10 protein-coding genes are annotated in these 17921 nt (G+C 42.0%); 9 read left to right on the top strand and 1 reads right to left on the bottom strand.

Annotated features, from left to right (window positions below; all coding sequences use genetic code 11):
• The first annotated feature begins 96 nt into the window (after window positions 1-96).
• Window positions 97-2889, top strand: coding sequence for an excinuclease ABC subunit UvrA (gene uvrA, locus CHB71_RS01545; RefSeq protein ID WP_089355119.1), 2793 nt, complete (start codon window positions 97-99; stop codon window positions 2887-2889).
• Here uvrA and CHB71_RS01540 read toward each other — a convergent pair whose 3' ends face one another.
• Window positions 2890-3291, bottom strand: a complete 402-nt coding sequence (locus CHB71_RS01540; RefSeq protein WP_089355118.1) for a tellurite resistance TerB family protein — start codon at window positions 3289-3291, stop codon at window positions 2890-2892.
• Between the two features lie 174 nt (window positions 3292-3465).
• Here CHB71_RS01540 and tpiA point away from each other — a divergent pair, with 174 nt between their 5' ends.
• The 8 genes from tpiA to CHB71_RS01500 all read left to right on the top strand — a co-directional run bounded on the left by tpiA (window position 3466) and on the right by CHB71_RS01500 (window position 17882).
• On the top strand, window positions 3466-4230 hold the full coding sequence (gene tpiA, locus CHB71_RS01535) for a triose-phosphate isomerase (RefSeq protein WP_089355117.1): 765 nt from the start codon (window positions 3466-3468) through the stop codon (window positions 4228-4230).
• Window positions 4230-5054 (top strand): 50S ribosomal protein L11 methyltransferase, encoded by an 825-nt coding sequence (gene prmA / locus CHB71_RS01530; RefSeq protein WP_089355116.1) that lies wholly within the window; start codon window positions 4230-4232, stop codon window positions 5052-5054. The genes tpiA and prmA overlap by 1 nt, the downstream gene beginning before the upstream one ends.
• A gap of 53 nt (window positions 5055-5107) precedes the next feature.
• Window positions 5108-10081: a hypothetical protein gene (locus CHB71_RS01525; protein ID WP_089355115.1), complete on the top strand. Its 4974-nt coding sequence runs from the start codon at window positions 5108-5110 to the stop codon at window positions 10079-10081.
• 329 nt (window positions 10082-10410) lie between these two features.
• Entirely contained in the window at window positions 10411-11778 is a 1368-nt protein-coding gene (locus CHB71_RS01520) for a dipeptidase (protein ID WP_089355114.1), read from the top strand.
• Between the two features lie 3 nt (window positions 11779-11781).
• Complete coding sequence (locus CHB71_RS01515) at window positions 11782-13722, top strand: protein-disulfide reductase DsbD family protein (RefSeq protein ID WP_089355113.1); 1941 nt, start codon at window positions 11782-11784, stop codon at window positions 13720-13722.
• 18 nt (window positions 13723-13740) lie between these two features.
• On the top strand, window positions 13741-15048 hold the full coding sequence (locus CHB71_RS01510) for a peptidoglycan DD-metalloendopeptidase family protein (protein WP_089355112.1): 1308 nt from the start codon (window positions 13741-13743) through the stop codon (window positions 15046-15048).
• Between the two features lie 97 nt (window positions 15049-15145).
• On the top strand, window positions 15146-15823 hold the full coding sequence (locus CHB71_RS01505; RefSeq protein ID WP_089355111.1) for an OmpA family protein: 678 nt from the start codon (window positions 15146-15148) through the stop codon (window positions 15821-15823).
• A 10-nt stretch (window positions 15824-15833) separates the two neighbouring features.
• Entirely contained in the window at window positions 15834-17882 is a 2049-nt protein-coding gene (locus CHB71_RS01500; RefSeq protein WP_089355110.1) for an OmpA family protein, read from the top strand.
• Window positions 17883-17921 lie beyond the last annotated feature (39 nt).

Genomic DNA, 17921 nt, shown 5'->3' with positions numbered 1-17921 from the left:
AAAATTTCAACAACTCAGAAAAGTATGCACCTTATTTTTGCGGCTGCTGAAACTGAATTCCTTAGTTAGTGTTTCTTAGACAAGCACACCCCTAAAATGGTTGGAAAAATCGACAAACTAGATCCCAAAGAATACATCATCATCAAAGGTGCACGGGTGAATAACCTGAAAAATCTGGATGTCGCCATTCCTCGCGATCAGCTTGTAGTGATCACAGGATTGTCGGGTTCTGGCAAGTCATCACTGGCATTTGATACGCTTTTTGCAGAAGGCCAAAGAAAATATGTAGAGAGCCTGAGTTCCTACGCCCGCCAGTTTTTGGGAAGAATGGAGAAGCCTGAAGTGGATTACATTAAAGGCGTAGCTCCGGCCATCGCTATTGAACAAAAAGTTTCTTCACGGAATCCAAGATCTACTGTTGGTACCACTACGGAGATCTACGATTATCTCAAGTTGTTATTTGCCAGAATTGGCAAAACCATTTCTCCTGTTTCCGGCAAAGCAGTAAAAAAAGATAGCGTCACAGATGTTGTTGACTACATGCTTTCCCATGAGGAAGGGTCAAAGCTGATGATTACCACCCCGCTAAAGCAAAAAGACAAGCGCACCCTTACAAAGGAGTTTCAGATTCTGATGAGCAAAGGGTACAACCGGGTGCTTATTGATAATGAAGTTGCATATATCCAGGATGTCCTTGACAGCAAGGAAAACCCAAAGGGAAATGTTGAAATCCTCATTGATCGGGCCGTAGTTCAAAACGATGAGGCAACACAGTTTCGATTAGCTGATTCCGTTCAAACCGCCTTCTTCGAAGGGGAAGGGGATTGTTTAGTCACAATAGTTGGTAAAGGGAAAAAGAATTTTTCGGATCGTTTTGAGCTGGATGGAATCGTCTTCGAAGAGCCTTCTGTCAATTTTTTTAGCTTCAATAACCCGTATGGAGCATGTAGAAAGTGCGAAGGTTTTGGTCGAGTGTTAGGAATCGATCCTGATTTGGTGATTCCAGATCGCAACCTTTCTGTGTATGAAGGGGCCATCGCTCCATGGAAAGGGGAGACCATGAAAAAGTGGGCCGAGCCTTTACTTCGTGATGGTATCCGATTTGACTTTCCAATTCACCGACCAATAGCGGAGCTTACTCAGGAGCAATACGATCTCCTCTGGACAGGCAATGAATATTTTGAGGGGCTTAATAAGTTCTTCGCTCACTTGGAATCGAAGCTGCACAAGATTCAGTACCGGGTAATGCTTTCCCGGTACAGAGGTAAAACGACCTGCCCTGATTGCAGAGGAACTAAGCTGAGGAAGGATGCCAGCTATGTGAAGATTGATAAGCGATCCATCACAGATTTAGTGTTGATGCCGGTGACAAAACTCCGTCCGTTTTTCGACTCAATAAAGCTGAGCAAGCATGATGAAAAAGTAGCTAAACGGATTCTGGAAGAAATTAAAAATCGACTTTCCTATCTCGATCAGGTAGGACTTGGATACCTGACATTAAATCGATTGACCAGCACGCTTTCGGGGGGAGAATATCAACGAATCAAATTGGCGACATCTTTGGGTAGTGCGTTGGTTGGCTCCATGTATATTTTAGATGAGCCAAGTATCGGTCTTCATCCTCGCGATACTGATCGATTGATTGATGTATTGAAAACGTTACGAGATGTTGGCAATACTGTGATTGTGGTTGAGCACGAAGAGAAGGTGATGGAGGCAGCAGATCAGATCATCGACATTGGTCCCGATGCTGGGGTGTTTGGAGGAGAACTTGTCTTCCAGGGCAAGACCTCCGACATGAATGGAGAGACCAATTCCTACACATCTAAGTACCTCCAAGGAAAAGAATCGATTCCGGTTCCGGAAAGACGAAGACCATGGCGCAGCTCGATTCAAATCGAGGGAGCGAGAGAGAACAATCTAAAAAATATCGATGTGGAAGTACCCCTTGGGGTGCTGACTGTTGTTACGGGTGTAAGTGGTTCGGGTAAGTCCACATTGGTTCGCAAGATCATTCATCCTGCTATCGGGAAGCAGCTTGGTCTGATCGGTGAAGCTTCAGGAAAATTCACTAACCTGACCGGCAATTACAAGAAGGTGACTCAGGTCGAGTTTGTGGATCAAAACCCGATCGGAAAAAGTTCTCGATCTAACCCAGTGACGTATGTGAAAGCCTATGATGCTATCCGTCAGCTTTTCTCAGATCAGCCACTATCTAAAACCAACAACTTCAAACCTGCTCATTTCTCTTTCAACGTGGATGGTGGTCGTTGTGAAGTCTGCGAAGGCGAAGGCACGGTAAAAATAGAGATGCAGTTTATGGCAGACCTACACCTGACCTGCGAGAACTGTGGTGGTAAGCGGTTCAAAAAAGAAATTCTGGAAGTCAAATACAACGACAAGAACATTGCCGATGTACTAAATTTATCCGTTCGAGAAGCACTTGAATTCTTCGAAGGAAACAACTCCATCACTAACAAGCTGCAACCACTTTTTGATGTGGGACTTGGGTATGTGAAATTGGGACAGGGATCAAACTCTTTGAGTGGTGGGGAAGCTCAACGAGTAAAACTTGCCTCTTTCCTTTCCAAAGGAAGCAAAACAAACAATACCGACCACATCCTTTTCATCTTTGATGAGCCTACAACCGGCCTCCACTTTCATGACATAAAAAAGCTTTTAGATGCGATAAATGCTCTGGTAGATGGAGGCAATTCAGTGGTGATCATTGAGCACAATACCGAGGTAATCAAAAATGCGGACTGGATCATCGACCTTGGACCAGAAGGTGGCGAAGAAGGCGGTAATGTGTGCTTTGCCGGATTACCTGAGGATTTGGCGAAGTTGAAAGACAATTATACTGCTCAGTATCTGAAGGAGAAACTTTAACTACTCTATAATGTACTTTCTCATTCGGTGTTTGATACTGCCGAAGTTTGGTGTGTCTGTTGGGTTGCCTTCAATAATTCCTGATAAAAACCCGATTGATTTTTCTTCAAATCCAAGTCCTCTGGCAACCTTTTCACAAAATTTAATTTCACTAATGAGGACCTTCCCATCGATTTTCATAAGCTTCACCATGTAGGTAAGGATGTCTATTTTATCATCAAAATCCAGATCTTTGACAAGGTTGCCGGTTTTGTCTGCGGTTTGAAGCAGCTCTTTTAGCTCCTTCATGGATAATCCTTCCAGCTCAGCCAAATTTCGAATAAATTCCTTTTCGGCACTATCAAAATCCCCGTCTGCCTGAGCGATTCCAATAAGCGCCCTGAATTTTACAACATCTTTCATTAGGTCAATACATTAATCTTCCACCAAGTTGCCAAGAATTGATTGATTTTTATCAATAAGTGAATTACTAATCGATGAGACAGACTTCTATGCCTATGAGCTAGAAAAGCTGCATTCTAAATGTGTTAATGACACTCCGTTAGTATCATTGCAGTCTGAAAAATTAACATTGGGATGAGAAAAAATATTGTAGCTGGAAACTGGAAAATGAATTGCACCCTTCCCGAGGGGAAAAAATTGGCTTCTGAAGTCATTCACATGGTAGAGGATGAGGTTAATAACGATGCTGAAGTCATACTTATTCCTCCATTTATTCACCTGACAGGAATCCAAAGCCTTATTGGGTCTTCGGAGCGGATTTTCCTTGGAGCACAAAATTGCCATCAATCTAAAAGCGGTGCATACACAGGCGAAGTTTCTGCCGCTATGTTGGTATCCTGTGGAGCTACTTATGTCATTCTTGGACATAGCGAACGCCGCGAATATTTCGGTGAAACGGACGAGCTTCTTTCTGAAAAAGTGGCATTTACTCTTGAAAACAATTTGAAACCTATTTTTTGTTGTGGGGAACGACTGGAAGTGCGTGAAGCAGGAGATCATGAAAAGTTTGTTGGGTCACAGGTTGAAAAAGCATTGTTCGGTCTTTCGGAAGAAAATATCAAAAATGTTGTAATCGCTTACGAACCTGTTTGGGCGATTGGAACAGGGAAAACCGCCAGTGCAGAGCAAGCGCAGGAGATGCATGCATTCATCAGAAAACAAATTGCAGATAAGTATTCTCAGGCGGTAGCTGACGGTATCTCCATTTTATATGGTGGTAGCGTAAAGCCTGATAATGCAAAAGAAATTTTTTCTCAACCAGACGTTGACGGAGGCCTTATAGGAGGTGCAAGTTTGAAATCACGTGATTTTACAAATATTGTAAAGGCATTTGACTGATGGATTTTATAACCATCAAAGTAACATGTGACCAGGCACTAATAGACGTGCTAATAGCCGAGCTTTTTGAAGTAGGATTCGATTCCTTTCAGGAGTTTGATGATGGATTTGAGGGGAGCTGCGAGCAATCGCAGTTTGATGATGGTAAGGTTGAAGCATTGTTTAGTCAATATTCCAACGTCGCATTCACTGTTAAGGAGCAAGAAAAGGTCAATTGGAACGAAGAGTGGGAAAAAAACTATGACCCGATAATCGTTGGAGACAAATGCATAGTGCGAGCTTCTTTTCATAAGCCTCAACCTCAGTTCGAGTACGAAATCATCGTTACTCCAAAGATGTCCTTCGGTACAGGGCATCACGCTACAACTTACCAGGTACTAGATTATCAGATGACACTAGACCACAAGGGGAAAAGAGTCCTGGATGTGGGAACCGGCACGGGCATCCTGGCCATCATGGCGGAGAAAAGAGGAGCTTCTAACATCGCTGCTACAGATATTGATGATTGGTGCATTGAAAATAGTGAGGAGAATTTTTCGTTGAATGATGTAAAGGATGTAACGTTGATCAAGGGACAGATTGCTGAGGTCAAGGATTCCGATTATGATATTGTGATAGCCAACATCAACAAAAATGTGTTGATGGATCAGATGAATGATTATGCTGAAAGACTAGTTGACAAAGGGCATCTGATTTTAAGTGGTTTTTACGAATCTGATATTGAAGATTTGGAAAAACAGGCCAACGAAATAGGGTTAAAAAAGATCCACTCCACTACCAGAGATAAGTGGGCAATGCTGGCCCTGGAAAAACGCTCCATCTAAAACCATCGTTTATTTACGGTACAGTGGGGACTTATAAATATCTTTAACGCTTGATGCGACCGCTATTACTTTCCGTTTTGGCTTTTGTGCTAGTCATTTCAAATGCTCAGGCACAGCGATACTCTGATGATAAGACAGAATTTCGGGCACAGGCTATTGCCAAATTAAAAGCTATTGGCACAGAGTCAGCAAACAAAATTGCTTTTGATTTTCAAAATGCATGGGACAGTAAGTTTACATCAGCCCAGCAAGACAAAGCACACAAAATAGCTTTGACCATGCAGCAAAAGGGCTATAAATTTTACCCTTACTTCTACCATTACTTTACCTATCTGGCCTACTCAGTAGCACAAGAAAACCTGCAAAGAGATCAATTGGATAAAGTTCTGGAAATCAACGAGCAGGTAGTACGCACATTATCCAGATCCGAATACAAAGATTTTTTGTTTGGACTTAATATCTACTTCGCACGTAGATATTTAAGTCTTGATAAGAACCTGGCAGTTTTGGCTCCCGAAGGATCTTATGAGTTTAAGCTTTTGGATGAGTACGTTGCTATTGAAGAAGAGATACCTGAAGAAGAGGTTGTGAATGAAGATAGCATTGTCTTGATCTCCGAGGATGAAATACCAATAATAGAAGATGAACCCGCGGATGATTCCTGGGGTAATAGCTCATGGGACACCAATGACAGCTGGGGCAACAATGATGACTCATGGGGAAATGATGATAGTTGGGGAAATTCCGACGATTCGTGGGGTGATGATAGCTGGGGAGATAACGATGATTCCTGGGGTAACAATGATGACTCATGGGGGGATAGTTCCTGGGGGGATTCAAATGATAGTTGGGGTTCCGAACCAGAGGAGCCGGTATATGAGGCCCCTAAAGCAGTGCGCCCAAGTTATTCCCCTTCCGTTCCAGACTATCTCACGCTAAAGCAGTATCAATATGTGCACCCGGAAAAAGAAGGACCGGTTATTGAAATTAAAAATGCAAGGCTGGTTGTAGCTACCCCCTATGATTCTCTTCGGGTTAAAAGTGTTAACGGAGCATTCCTACTTAAAAACAGAACATTAACAGCCGAACAAGGCTCACTTGACTGGCCTGGCCAAAACAAAAAGTTCAGGGGTGCGGTTGTCCAGCTAAAGGAATTCCACCTGAAAAAAGACCGTTCTGACTTTTGGACTCCTAATGCAACACTTCAATTTGATCAGCTAACAGGTGATCAGGTAGAGGGAGTATTTGAATATAAAAGTGTTCCTCGCCCTAAAAGGGCCCTAAGCAGCTACCCCATATTCACATCTAATAAAGCTGTTCACACAATCAACTTACCAAATGAAAACCTAAGCTACACAGGCGGCATTCAGTTGAAAGGCAATGAGCTTTTTGGTAAGTCTGTCTCGAAAGAAAACGGCACCCTAAAGATTTTAGATGGAAAAGGAAACACAGTAGTGCTGAAGTCTAGGGAGTTTAGCCTTGGTGATTCACTTGTTTCGATGGACAAGGGCTCTATTACAATTCTTCATGGAAGCGACTCAATCTATCATAAGTCAGTAAGAGCAAAATATGACCTGACTACTCGTGAACTAAAAGTGCTTCGTAATTCAACCCTAACTCCATACAAGTCTTCCTATTTCGATCTTTCAATGAATGTGGACCTTATCACCTGGGGTTTTGATGAAGATTCGATTGCTCTTGAAATCATGAATGGGAAAGACTTACTGCCCGCTTCATTTGAATCAGATGATTTCTTTGATGTTATAAGGTATCAAAAGCTAGGACGCTTTCTGGATTTTCATCCGATCAATGCAGCAGTATACTATTCCAGAAAATATGGAGTAAAGGAATTTTATGTTGGTGAACTGGCTCTTGAATACGGGATAGATGAACGCTTTGCTCAGGGAGCCGGCAAGCTATTATCACAATATGGGTTTGCTGATTATACACCTTCGTCAGGTCATTTAAAACTACTCCCAAAGGCTTTTCATTACTATGATGCATCGGCCGAAAAGGTCGATTTTGATAACATTATGGTGCCATCGAAGATCAAAAATGGGTCAAACGCACACCTTGTGCTTGATAGTGGCCAACTAAAAGTCAGAGGTGTTAGCCGTTTTTACTTCACTACAGATTACAAAATATATGGCGAGCCAAAAGACAGTACTCTTACGCTCTTAAAAGGAAGAAACCTTGAGTTTGATGGTATGATTCATGCCGGTGATTTTCAATATAAAGGAATAGGCCATCAACTGGACTATGGTGAATTTCTGGTAAATATGCCACAGATCGATTCGATGCGGCTGACCGTTCCTCTACGAGATACTACAAGCGCTGAAGGAGGCTATGAGCAAGTAGCATTGAAAAATGAGCTTACTGAAACATCAGGTACACTCTATATTAATAGCAGCGACAACAAATCCGGTGTTAAAGAGAACAGACGATATCCATATTTTAACTCCGATAGTGAAGCAATTGTATATTTTGATGGGAAAGAGGTGCTTGATGGTGCTTATGATAAATCAGTGAAATTTATCATCCCTCCTTTTGAAGTAGATAGTCTGGAACGTAAGGATGGTGAGAGCATCAGCTTTGATGGTACATTCAATTCAGGCGGTATTTTCCCAACTTTCGCAGAAACCTTGCGAATCCAGGGGGATCGATCACTAGGTTTTACTCATCAAATTCCTGCAGAAGGTTACAATTTATATGGCACTGAAGCAAAAACTTATGAAGAAATCAGGCTAAGCAGTAAAGGGATGCGAGGGTTTGGACAAATTGATTTTTTAACAACAACCATTTATTCAGATGATTTCATTTATTATCCTGATTCAGTGACCACAGACGGAACAGGTGGGGTTATTTCACCAGGCACTTATAAAGGCGCCAGCTATCCTGAAGCTGTCTTGGGCTCCTATGATATGTATTGGTTACCAAGAAAAGATAGTATGTACTTGAGGACAGTTGGTGAACCTTTTAAATTTTACAACTCCACAGCAGAGCTGGAAGGCTATGCCAACATTACTACGAAAGGAGTTTATGGAGGAGGAACGATGTTCACAAGAGGCTCCAGAGCTGAGTCAAACGAAATGCACTTTGAAGAATTTGAATATGGTGCCAGACACGCACAATTTGAAGTGTTAACAAATGACCCGGAAAAACCTGCAATGGAGGGAGATGATATTCGGCTGGATTTTGATCTCACAGACAATACTGCAACCATTCATCCCGAACAAGTGGGTGTAGCTGCTATCTCATTTCCTTATGCCCAAATGAAAACATCCATTACGGAAGCCATTTGGGATTTGGAAGACTCCATTGTGACCATGACCAAACCGGAGAATATCGCCATTGAGGATTCCTATTTCTATACTACTCGTGAAGATTTAGATTCACTTGCTTTCAATGCGGAAAAAGCGATCTATGACATCAACACCCAGGAGCTCAACGTTCAGGGAATTCCTTATATAACAGTTGCTGACTCCCGAATTATTCCGGAGGGTCATGAAACCACCATTTTGGCCAATTCTGTTTTGCAACAATTCCAGAATGCAGAAGTGATTATTGACACGCTAAATGGTTACCATTATCTGGATCGTGCAAACATACGGGTGATTTCCAGAAACAAATTCGAAGGAAATGCCTACTATCAACAGATTGTTGGTACCGATACATTTGACATTCGTTTCGACAGCTTTGAGCTGCTGGAAGTACCGGTTGGGGAGGCGGATAGAAAGGGGAACTTCAGCACTCGTCTAATGACTGTTTCAGGTGGAGAGGTTTTAGAAAATCAAAACCTGGTTATATCTCCCGGGTTTTTCTACAAAGGGTCAGTAACCATGTATGCATCCAAACCAGCCCTTGAGCTGGATGGCTATGTAAAACTTGACCTGGCAGATCCGGACTATAACCAATGGGTGAAGTTTGATCGGCAGGAGGGTGAACGGGATGTTGAGCTTCCTTTTGATAACGCATTGTCAGAAAACGGGGAAAAGGTTTACGCTGGAATCCACACGAGCATTAGAGACGAACTATACTCTTCATTTATGGAAGTCAAGGAAAATGGGTCAGATCTTGATTTCTTCAATTCCAGCGGAGTACTCACATATACAGATTCTACTCAAACATACAGAATTGAAAATCCAGCAAAGACAGATGGCTCCTCGTATCAAGGTCACACCATGCTCTATGTGGACTCGTCTAAAGCAATTGTTTTTGAAGGAAAAGCCAATTTTATCAGCCCTATAAATACGCAAATCAAAGTGGATGCTTCTGTACTTGGAGTTGGAAATAAAGAATCTAATGAGTACACGACTGATGCCATGTTTGCAATGGAGTTCCCTACGCCAACCGGGGCTTTTGACATCATGGCAGCAGATTTGATCGATATCATCGAACGAATCGGTCCACCGCTTGCAAACGACATTTCCATTGAGCTGCTTTACAAACTTGCCAACCTCACAAACGATGGCACAGCAAAACTGTATGAGCAGTCCAGTCTCAAAGATTATACAGCCCTGGCTTCTGTTTCAGGAGAACTTCAAAAACAATTGCTTATTTCTGGAGTGAAAATGAAGTGGAATAAGGATCAAAAAGCCTGGCATAATACCACCAAACTAGCCATCTCTAATATTTATGATAATGACTTGAACGCCAAGCTTGACGGTTTCCTTGAAATCAAAAAAGATGAATCGGGTGCTGAAATTGTCAACCTTTTCATTCAGGCTGCACCGGGCATTTGGTATTACATTGGCTATACTTTCAATCAGCTTATTCTCTACTCTTCAAATGCCGAATTCAATGAGCTGGTTAAAGCAAAATCAAATGTTGAAAGTTCGAAACCAGGAGAATTGATCATAGCAATTGGAGATACCAACGAGACACTCGGTTTTATCAATCAATTCAGAGAAACCTATTTCGGTATCAAGGAACCTTACAACCTCGTTTCTCCTGACGAGATAAACGTTGAAGACGAAAACTTCGAAACTATCGAAGAAGAAGATGACGATGGGTTTGGGTTTGAGTAACTATCATTCGGGTAAGGGAGGGGCACATATTTTGCCTTCCTCAAACCTCCACTCAGGCTGTCTTGATTTGCAATGATTACTTCACATTGAGATCGCGTTTTGTCTCCAAAACAAACTTGCTGCCGGTCATTTTCATCATATCCAGCACACAAGCCAAAGCCCTCTTCGTCACACGAAAAAAGAATTAAAGTGACGATGAATAACAATTTTTTCACTTAACTAAGTTAGCTGCTTTTCTTTTCTGAGGTGCCATTATGGAAAGCATTGGAACCAATGTTATGGAATGCTCCTCCCCCTGAACTAAGTTTGCGCTTCAAAATATCATTACCATGAGTGCAGTATCCTACATAGAAGAAAACAAAGATCGATTTTTAAATGAACTTTTAGAATTGCTGAAAATCCCTTCCGTCAGTGCAGACAAAAAATTTGCAGGAGATGTGCGTAAGGCAGCAGAATATCTGAAAAGTCAATTTGAAAAGCTGGACACTCATGTGGAAATCTGCGAAACGGCTGGCTATCCTATCGTCTATGCGGAGCATATCAAGGACCCTAATCTACCAACAGTTCTGGTTTATGGTCATTACGATGTGCAACCGGCAGATCCGTACGAATTGTGGGATTCTCCACCATTTGAGCCTGTTATAAAAAATGAAAAAATCTACGCTCGCGGGTCTGCCGATGATAAGGGGCAGATGTACATGCATGTGAAAGCCTACGAAGCTCTTATCAAAACAGACAGCCTTCCCTGCAATGTGAAGTTCATGATTGAAGGAGAAGAAGAGGTTGGTTCAGAAAATCTGGAGGTATTTGTAAAAGGAAACAGAGAAAAATTAGCAGCTGATGTGATTCTCATTTCGGATACTGCAATGATCAGCAATGAGACCCCTTCCATTAATGTAGGATTGAAAGGCCTCAGTTATTTGGAGGTAGAAGTTGTAGGCCCAAATCGAGACTTGCATTCCGGAGTTTATGGTGGAGCTGTCGCCAACCCAATCAATATCTTATGCCAAATGATCGCCTCGCTTCAGGATGAAAAAGGCAGAATTACCATTCCTGGCTTTTATGATAAAGTGGAAGAGCTATCTGACGAGTATCGGGCAAAAATGGCTGAAGCTCCATTTGACCTGGAGGCCTTTAAAAAAGATTTAGACATTGATGATGTGAAGGGTGAGGAAGGATACACGACAATTGAGCGTACCGGTATCCGCCCAACATTGGATGTGAATGGTATTTGGGGCGGCTACATTGGAGAAGGAGCCAAGACCGTGCTTCCATCAAAAGCCAATGCTAAAATTTCTATGAGATTGGTCCCTGACCAAACAAGCGATGAAATCACAAAACTTTTCGAAGAACATTTTAAAAGCATTGCTCCTAAATCAGTAAAAGTGAAGGTCACTCCTCATCATGGAGGAGAGCCTGCTGTAACCCCAACGGATTCAATCGGGTATAAAGCTGCTGTGAAAGCGATGGAAAAATCCTGGGGGGTTGAACCAATTCCAACAAGAGAAGGAGGAAGTATTCCAATCGTTGCTTTGTTTAAAGAAGAGCTTGGGCTAGATTCTATTTTGATGGGTTTTGGATTGAATGAAGATGCGATTCACTCGCCGAATGAAAGCTATGGGCTATTCAACTATTATAGAGGAATTGAAACGATTTCACATTTTTATCAGTTTTTCACGGATATGTCTAAATCATAATCAATGAAGAAAACCCTCTTCCTCATATTTTTGTTTCTGGCTGCTGCCTCTGGAATCAGTCAGGTGCTCAAGCCCATTGAATGGAAAGTTGAACTCTCCAACGAGAACCCGCAGGTTGGTGATGAGGTTGAAATTCGATTTAAATCAAAAATTGAGGAAAACTGGTATTTATACTCCTCAGACTTTGATCCTGACTTAGGACCAATGCTTACGGAGTTTACATTTAATGAGAACGAAACGTATGAGTTGGTTGGAGAAACTGAGCCTGTTGGTGCTAAGAAAAAATACGATTCACTCTGGGAAGGTGAATACACCTACTTCAAAAAAGCAGGGCTCTTCGTTCAAAAAGTTAAAATACTTAAGGAAGATTTTTCAATTACAGGAAGCTACTCTTATCAGGTCTGCTCTGACATTGACGGCAAGTGCATTCCGTTCGACGATGAGTTCAGTCTGGGGAAGACCACAAATAAGAGTGATATAAAAAAAAAGGCTGAATCCACAGCAGAAGAAAGTGGAAGCCTTTGGTCAATTCTGATAACGGCATTTCTTGCCGGTCTGGTCGCATTGTTAACACCATGCGTTTATCCAATGATTCCGATCACGGTTTCCATTTTTCTAAAGCAAAGTAAGTCCAGGAAAGAAGGCATTGGAAAAGCACTTATCTACGGTGTTTCCATCATCGTTTTTTTTAGCCTTCTGGGATTCCTGATCTCACTCATTTGGGGCTTTACTGCGTTAAATGAGTTGAGTACTCATTGGCTGTTCAACTTGATTATATTTTCTGTCTTTATCTTATTCGCGCTTTCCTTTTTTGGCCTGTTTGAAATTACACTCCCTTCAGGACTAGTGACCAAAATAGACCGACAAGCTGATCGTGGTGGATTAGTTGGCATCTTTTTCATGGCAATCACATTGGTCCTGGTAAGCTTTTCCTGCACCTTTCCAATTGTTGGAACTGCGCTGATAAACACGCTTAGTGGTGGCAGCATCATTGAGGGAACCACCGCGATGTTTGGATTTTCGCTGGCTTTCGCGATTCCTTTTACCGGCTTTGCCATTTTCCCTGCGTGGCTAAAATCTATGCCTGAGTCCGGTGGCTGGCTCAATTCTGTAAAAGTTGTGCTTGGATTCTTAGAACTGGCTCTCGCTCTCAAGTTTCTTAGCGTGGCAGATCTTGCATATCATTGGGGCATTTTGGATCGGGAGGTATTTATAGCTCTTTGGATCACGATTTTTGGACTCCTTGGACTATACCTTATTGGTAAAATCAAACTGAAAAGTGATACAGATTCGAACAAGATATCTGTTGCAAGGCTCATCCTTGCCATTTGCACATTTGCCTTTACCATCTCGCTGATACCTGGTTTGTGGGGTGCGCCCTTAAAATCTCTATCTGGATTCTTGCCGCCAATGGCCACACACAACTTCAACCTCCTCGAGGCAGAAGCGGGGGGCAATACATGTGAAGAACCAAAATATGCCGACCTGCTACATTGGCCTCACGGCTTACAAGGTTATTTCGACTATGAGCAGGCAGTTGCTTGTGCGAAAGAGCAGGGCAAACCAATTTTCATTGACTTTACCGGACATGGCTGTGTCAATTGTAGGGAGATGGAACAGCGTGTTTGGTCAGATCCTGCTGTGCTTAAAAGATTGAGCGAGAATTTTGTACTTGTGGCCTTATATGTTGACGACCGAACTAAGCTGCCGGAAAGTGAATGGTACCAGTCATCCTACGATGGCAAAACGAAAAAAACCATTGGCCAGCAAAATGCCGATTTCCAAATCAACAGATTCAACAACAACGCTCAGCCTTTTTATGTCATCCTAAACGAGGATGAAGAGCTTCTTGTAAAACCAAAAGCATACAACCTGGATGTTTCCGCTTTTGTGGATTTTCTGGATAAAGCCTTGGAAAACCATCGAAAAAACACAGTTTTGTAGCGTCATCAAGCTAATTGCATGAGAAAAACGAGAATCTGGCTGGTAATCACCGGACTAACCATCGCACTTATTTCTGCACTGTATATCAATTTTCCGATCACTGAACCGGAAGAATATATCGGTGAGATAGAAATAGACTCGACCATATTTCAGTTACCAACACTATACTATGGCTTTCCCATCGATTCTTTTGAGGTGGTCGAAGGACGGGTAAAATGGAGCCAAAACCTTTCTGAAATTCTCTCAGCATTCAACATTTCCTTTCAGGATATTCACATTCTAGCAGAAAGATCAAAGGATGTTTATGATGTCAGGAAGCTTAAAGCAGGGTCTAACTACTCCATCATTCACGATCGAGACTCATTAAAAACTGCATTACAATTTATATTCGAGCCTTCTCCAGCAGAATTTGTGGTATACAATCTGAAGGATAGCATTTATGCTGAGCTTACCCAAAAGCCGATTAAAATCAGGGAACGCTCATTAGCTGCAGAGATCAACTCATCGCTTTACAACTCGATATTAGACCAGGGAGCGAGTCCACTACTTGTCCATCAGCTTGTGGATGTTTTTGCATGGCAGGTTGATTTTTTTAGGATTGCAAAAGGAGACAAGTTTAAATTAATCTATGAAGAAGAGGTGGTTGATGATCAGGTCATTGGAGTTAGAAGCATTAAAGGTGCATACTTTGAACACTGGGGTAAGCCCTATTACGCCATTCCCTATCAGGCTGAAGAAAAAGTCGATTACTTTGATGAAGAGGGGAACAGCCTGAGAAAAACATTGCTCAGAGCTCCGCTAAATTATTCACGAATAAGTTCTCGCTATTCCTTGAGAAGATTCCACCCTGTTCAAAAAAGATATAAAGCCCACCTGGGCACTGACTATGCTGCCCCTACAGGTACTCCCATTCGCACGGTTGGTGATGGAGTGGTTTTAGAGGCCAGGTACCACGGTGGAAACGGCAACTACGTAAAAATCAGGCACAACAGCAACTACACCACCCAGTACTTGCACATGTCCAAAATTGCCAGAGGAATCCGTCCCGGAACAAGTGTGAAGCAAGGTCAAACTATTGGCTATGTAGGTAGCACGGGGCTGGCAAATGGCCCTCACCTATGTTACCGTTTTTGGAAAAACGGCAGACAGGTAGATGCATTGAAAGTAGACATCCCTTCGTCCGGCGGAATCGATTCTACTCAAATTGCATCATTCAAATTAGTTAGTGATTCTATCAAAACACGCTTAGACGGAATCAATTATGTGGCAGAAGAAGTATTGCTTGCAAAAATCCCATCCGAATCTGAAGATAATCCTACCCCATAGAATGGCACTATATATGGATTAGGTTTAACGAAACGCTTAATTATTCTTTAGTTTTTGCATTTATTTGAGTTATTTTGGCTAAAATCATCCAATTACAATGCGAAAAATTTATTCGTTTGCCATTTTTTCGCTCGCCTTAGTTACCACAACATTTGCGCAAGTTTCAAATGATACTCTGGTGCTGGTGCAGGGCAAAATGCTAAAAGCCCAGGACTCAACGCCTGTAGCTGGCAATATCCTTTATGAAAAATTGCCTTATTATGATGACATGGGTATGGCTTCAACCAAACCTGATGGTTCATATGAAATCCAGCTAATAAAAGGTAAAACCTATAACTTCTCTGTTACAAAAAGTGGCTTCAAGAAATTTCAACAAGAGATAAAGGTTCTGGATAACCAAATCAACAATCTCTACATTGAAGAAGACATAGTAGAGTTGCGAAAACTTGAAAATCTTATTTTCGCTCGTGGTAGCGATCAAATCTCACCCAGCTCATTTTCAGAACTGAATGAGCTTGCTATTTGGATGAATGAAAATCCATCCATTGTTATTCAACTTGAAGGCCATACGGATTTTGCAGGTAATCCTGATGCCAACATGAGACTCTCTGAGGCAAGAGTGTTGGCGGTTCAAGAATACCTCATCGACCAAAAAGTGAAGAAAAGCAGAATTTTCACTAAAGCTTTTGGTGGCACTCAACCAGTAACCCAGGATAGATCTGATGAGGCGAAAGCACTCAACAGAAGAGTAGAAGTAAGAGTAATTCGTCGTTAACCCAAAACACATGAAAAAGATCTACTTTATTATCATTGGCTTACTTGCATTTAGCATTGCCAAAGCACAAGAGACAGTAGCCTGGGGTACACAGGTTGTTGATGTCTCTTCGGAGTATTCTCCCTATGAGTTTTCGGCGATTCAAACTTTGCATCGACCAAATGTCCTTCCAAATGGAGGTGAAAACCCGAACGCATGGAGACCAAAAAGCCAGGATAAGGAAGAATTCATTATGGTTTCTTTTCAAACACCTATCAAGGCCAAGCAGGTAGCTATAGCCGAGTCAGAAAATCCGGGTGCAGTCAAAGCAGTGTATGGGTATGACAGTGAATACAATGAATACACGCTTTTTGAGTTAACAGCCAGAGATCTACCAATTGAATCACGACTTTTAAATCTATTTTTTGAAGAAACACCATATGCTATAGAGGCAGTAAGAGTTGTATTGGATTGTAGTGTTTCGGAGGGGTACAATGCGATTGATGCCATTGGTATTTCAGCTTCAAACATTCCAATAAATGTCCTCTTAAATTTGGCTCCTGGTGTAAACAGCGCAGTGGATGCTGAAAAGCTAAGTACCAATGTAAATAGTGACTATGTTGAGCATAGCCCGATCATTTCTCCAGACGGAAAAAAACTTTACTTCTCCAGACAGTTTCACCCTGATAATGTTGGGGGAGTAAATGATGCTGAAGACATCTGGGTGTCGGAGCTAGATGAAGAAACTGGTGAGTGGCTTCCTGCTAAAAACGTTGGGCCTCCACTTAATACAAAGGGACCCAATTTCATTAGTTCCATGAGCATGGTAGATGGTAAGGAAGTATTGATCCTTGGAAACAGATATGGTAAAAAAGGCAGAATGTACACTGGGGTTTCAATGTCCACTAAGGAGGGTGATACGTTTGCAGACCCGACTTCAATTGAGATTGAAAATGAATACAATTACTCTCCAAATGCCGACTTCTTTTTAGCGCCAGGTGGGGAAGCAATGATAATGTCTGCTGAAAGAGATGATACGTATGGTGGAAGAGATTTATATGTGTCTTTCAAAAAAAATGATGGCACCTGGACTGAGCCAATGAACCTGGGTGATGATATCAATACACTTGGTGAAGATGAATCTCCTTTTATGGCTGAGGATGGTCGAACCCTTTACTTTTCCTCTGACGGATACACTGGCTATGGAGGAGTTGATATTTACGTTTCCTTCAAGCTGGATGATACCTGGAAACGATGGTCTGAACCTGAAAATCTTGGGCCTGGCATCAACAAAGAAGGCAATGATGAATATTTCAGTATCCCAACAACAGGGCAGAATCTTTACTTTACCCGTGGTGAAAAAGGGGAAGACACTGATATTTTCAGCTTCAAAGTAGAAGACCTGTTTGTTGATCAGGTATCACCGCTGGTTTCTTCAGTTGAACATTTGGTGCCAGAAGATATCATAGCTACTGTTTCTGGTACCGTACTGGATGCTAAAACAGAACAGCCGGTGAATGGAGCCACAGTTTTAATTGAAAGACTTCCTGATGGGCTGGATATTGGTCATGCAGCAACAAATGAAACTGGAACTTTCCGATTTACCGTTCAAGGTGGATGGCAATATGGGTTGGTTGGAGAGGCTGAAGGATATATATCTGAAACGGAACGGTTAAACTTTGTGAATTTGAAAAAGTCTGATACCGTTGAAAAATTCATCCGAATCTTCCCAATCCAAAAAGGAGAAACCATCGAGTTGAAAAATATATTCTTCGACTTTGATAAAGCAGAACTAAAAACGGCCTCTTATCCCGAGCTGAATCGAGTGCTTGATTACCTGACTCGAGGAACTATTGATAAAATCATGATTTCAGGTCATACTGATAGCAAAGGTGATCCCAACTACAACATGGGGCTCTCAGGAAGACGTGCCAAAGCAGTAATGGACTTCTTTATCAGAAATGGAATAAGTAGAGATAGATTATCCTACAAGGCATTTGGTGAAACCAAACCAAAAGCGCCCAACGACACCCCTGAAAACCGACAAAAGAACCGAAGGGTTGAATTCCAGATTCAATAGCAATAAGAGATTATCAACTATAAAGTCAACTTTCGAGTT

It is taken from the genome of Ekhidna lutea (genome assembly GCF_900188325.1).
In the GTDB taxonomy this organism is placed as follows: domain Bacteria; phylum Bacteroidota; class Bacteroidia; order Cytophagales; family Cyclobacteriaceae; genus Ekhidna; species Ekhidna lutea.
The sequence above is the reverse complement of the archived record's forward strand: the minus strand, read 5'-3'. Positions and strand labels throughout refer to the sequence as shown.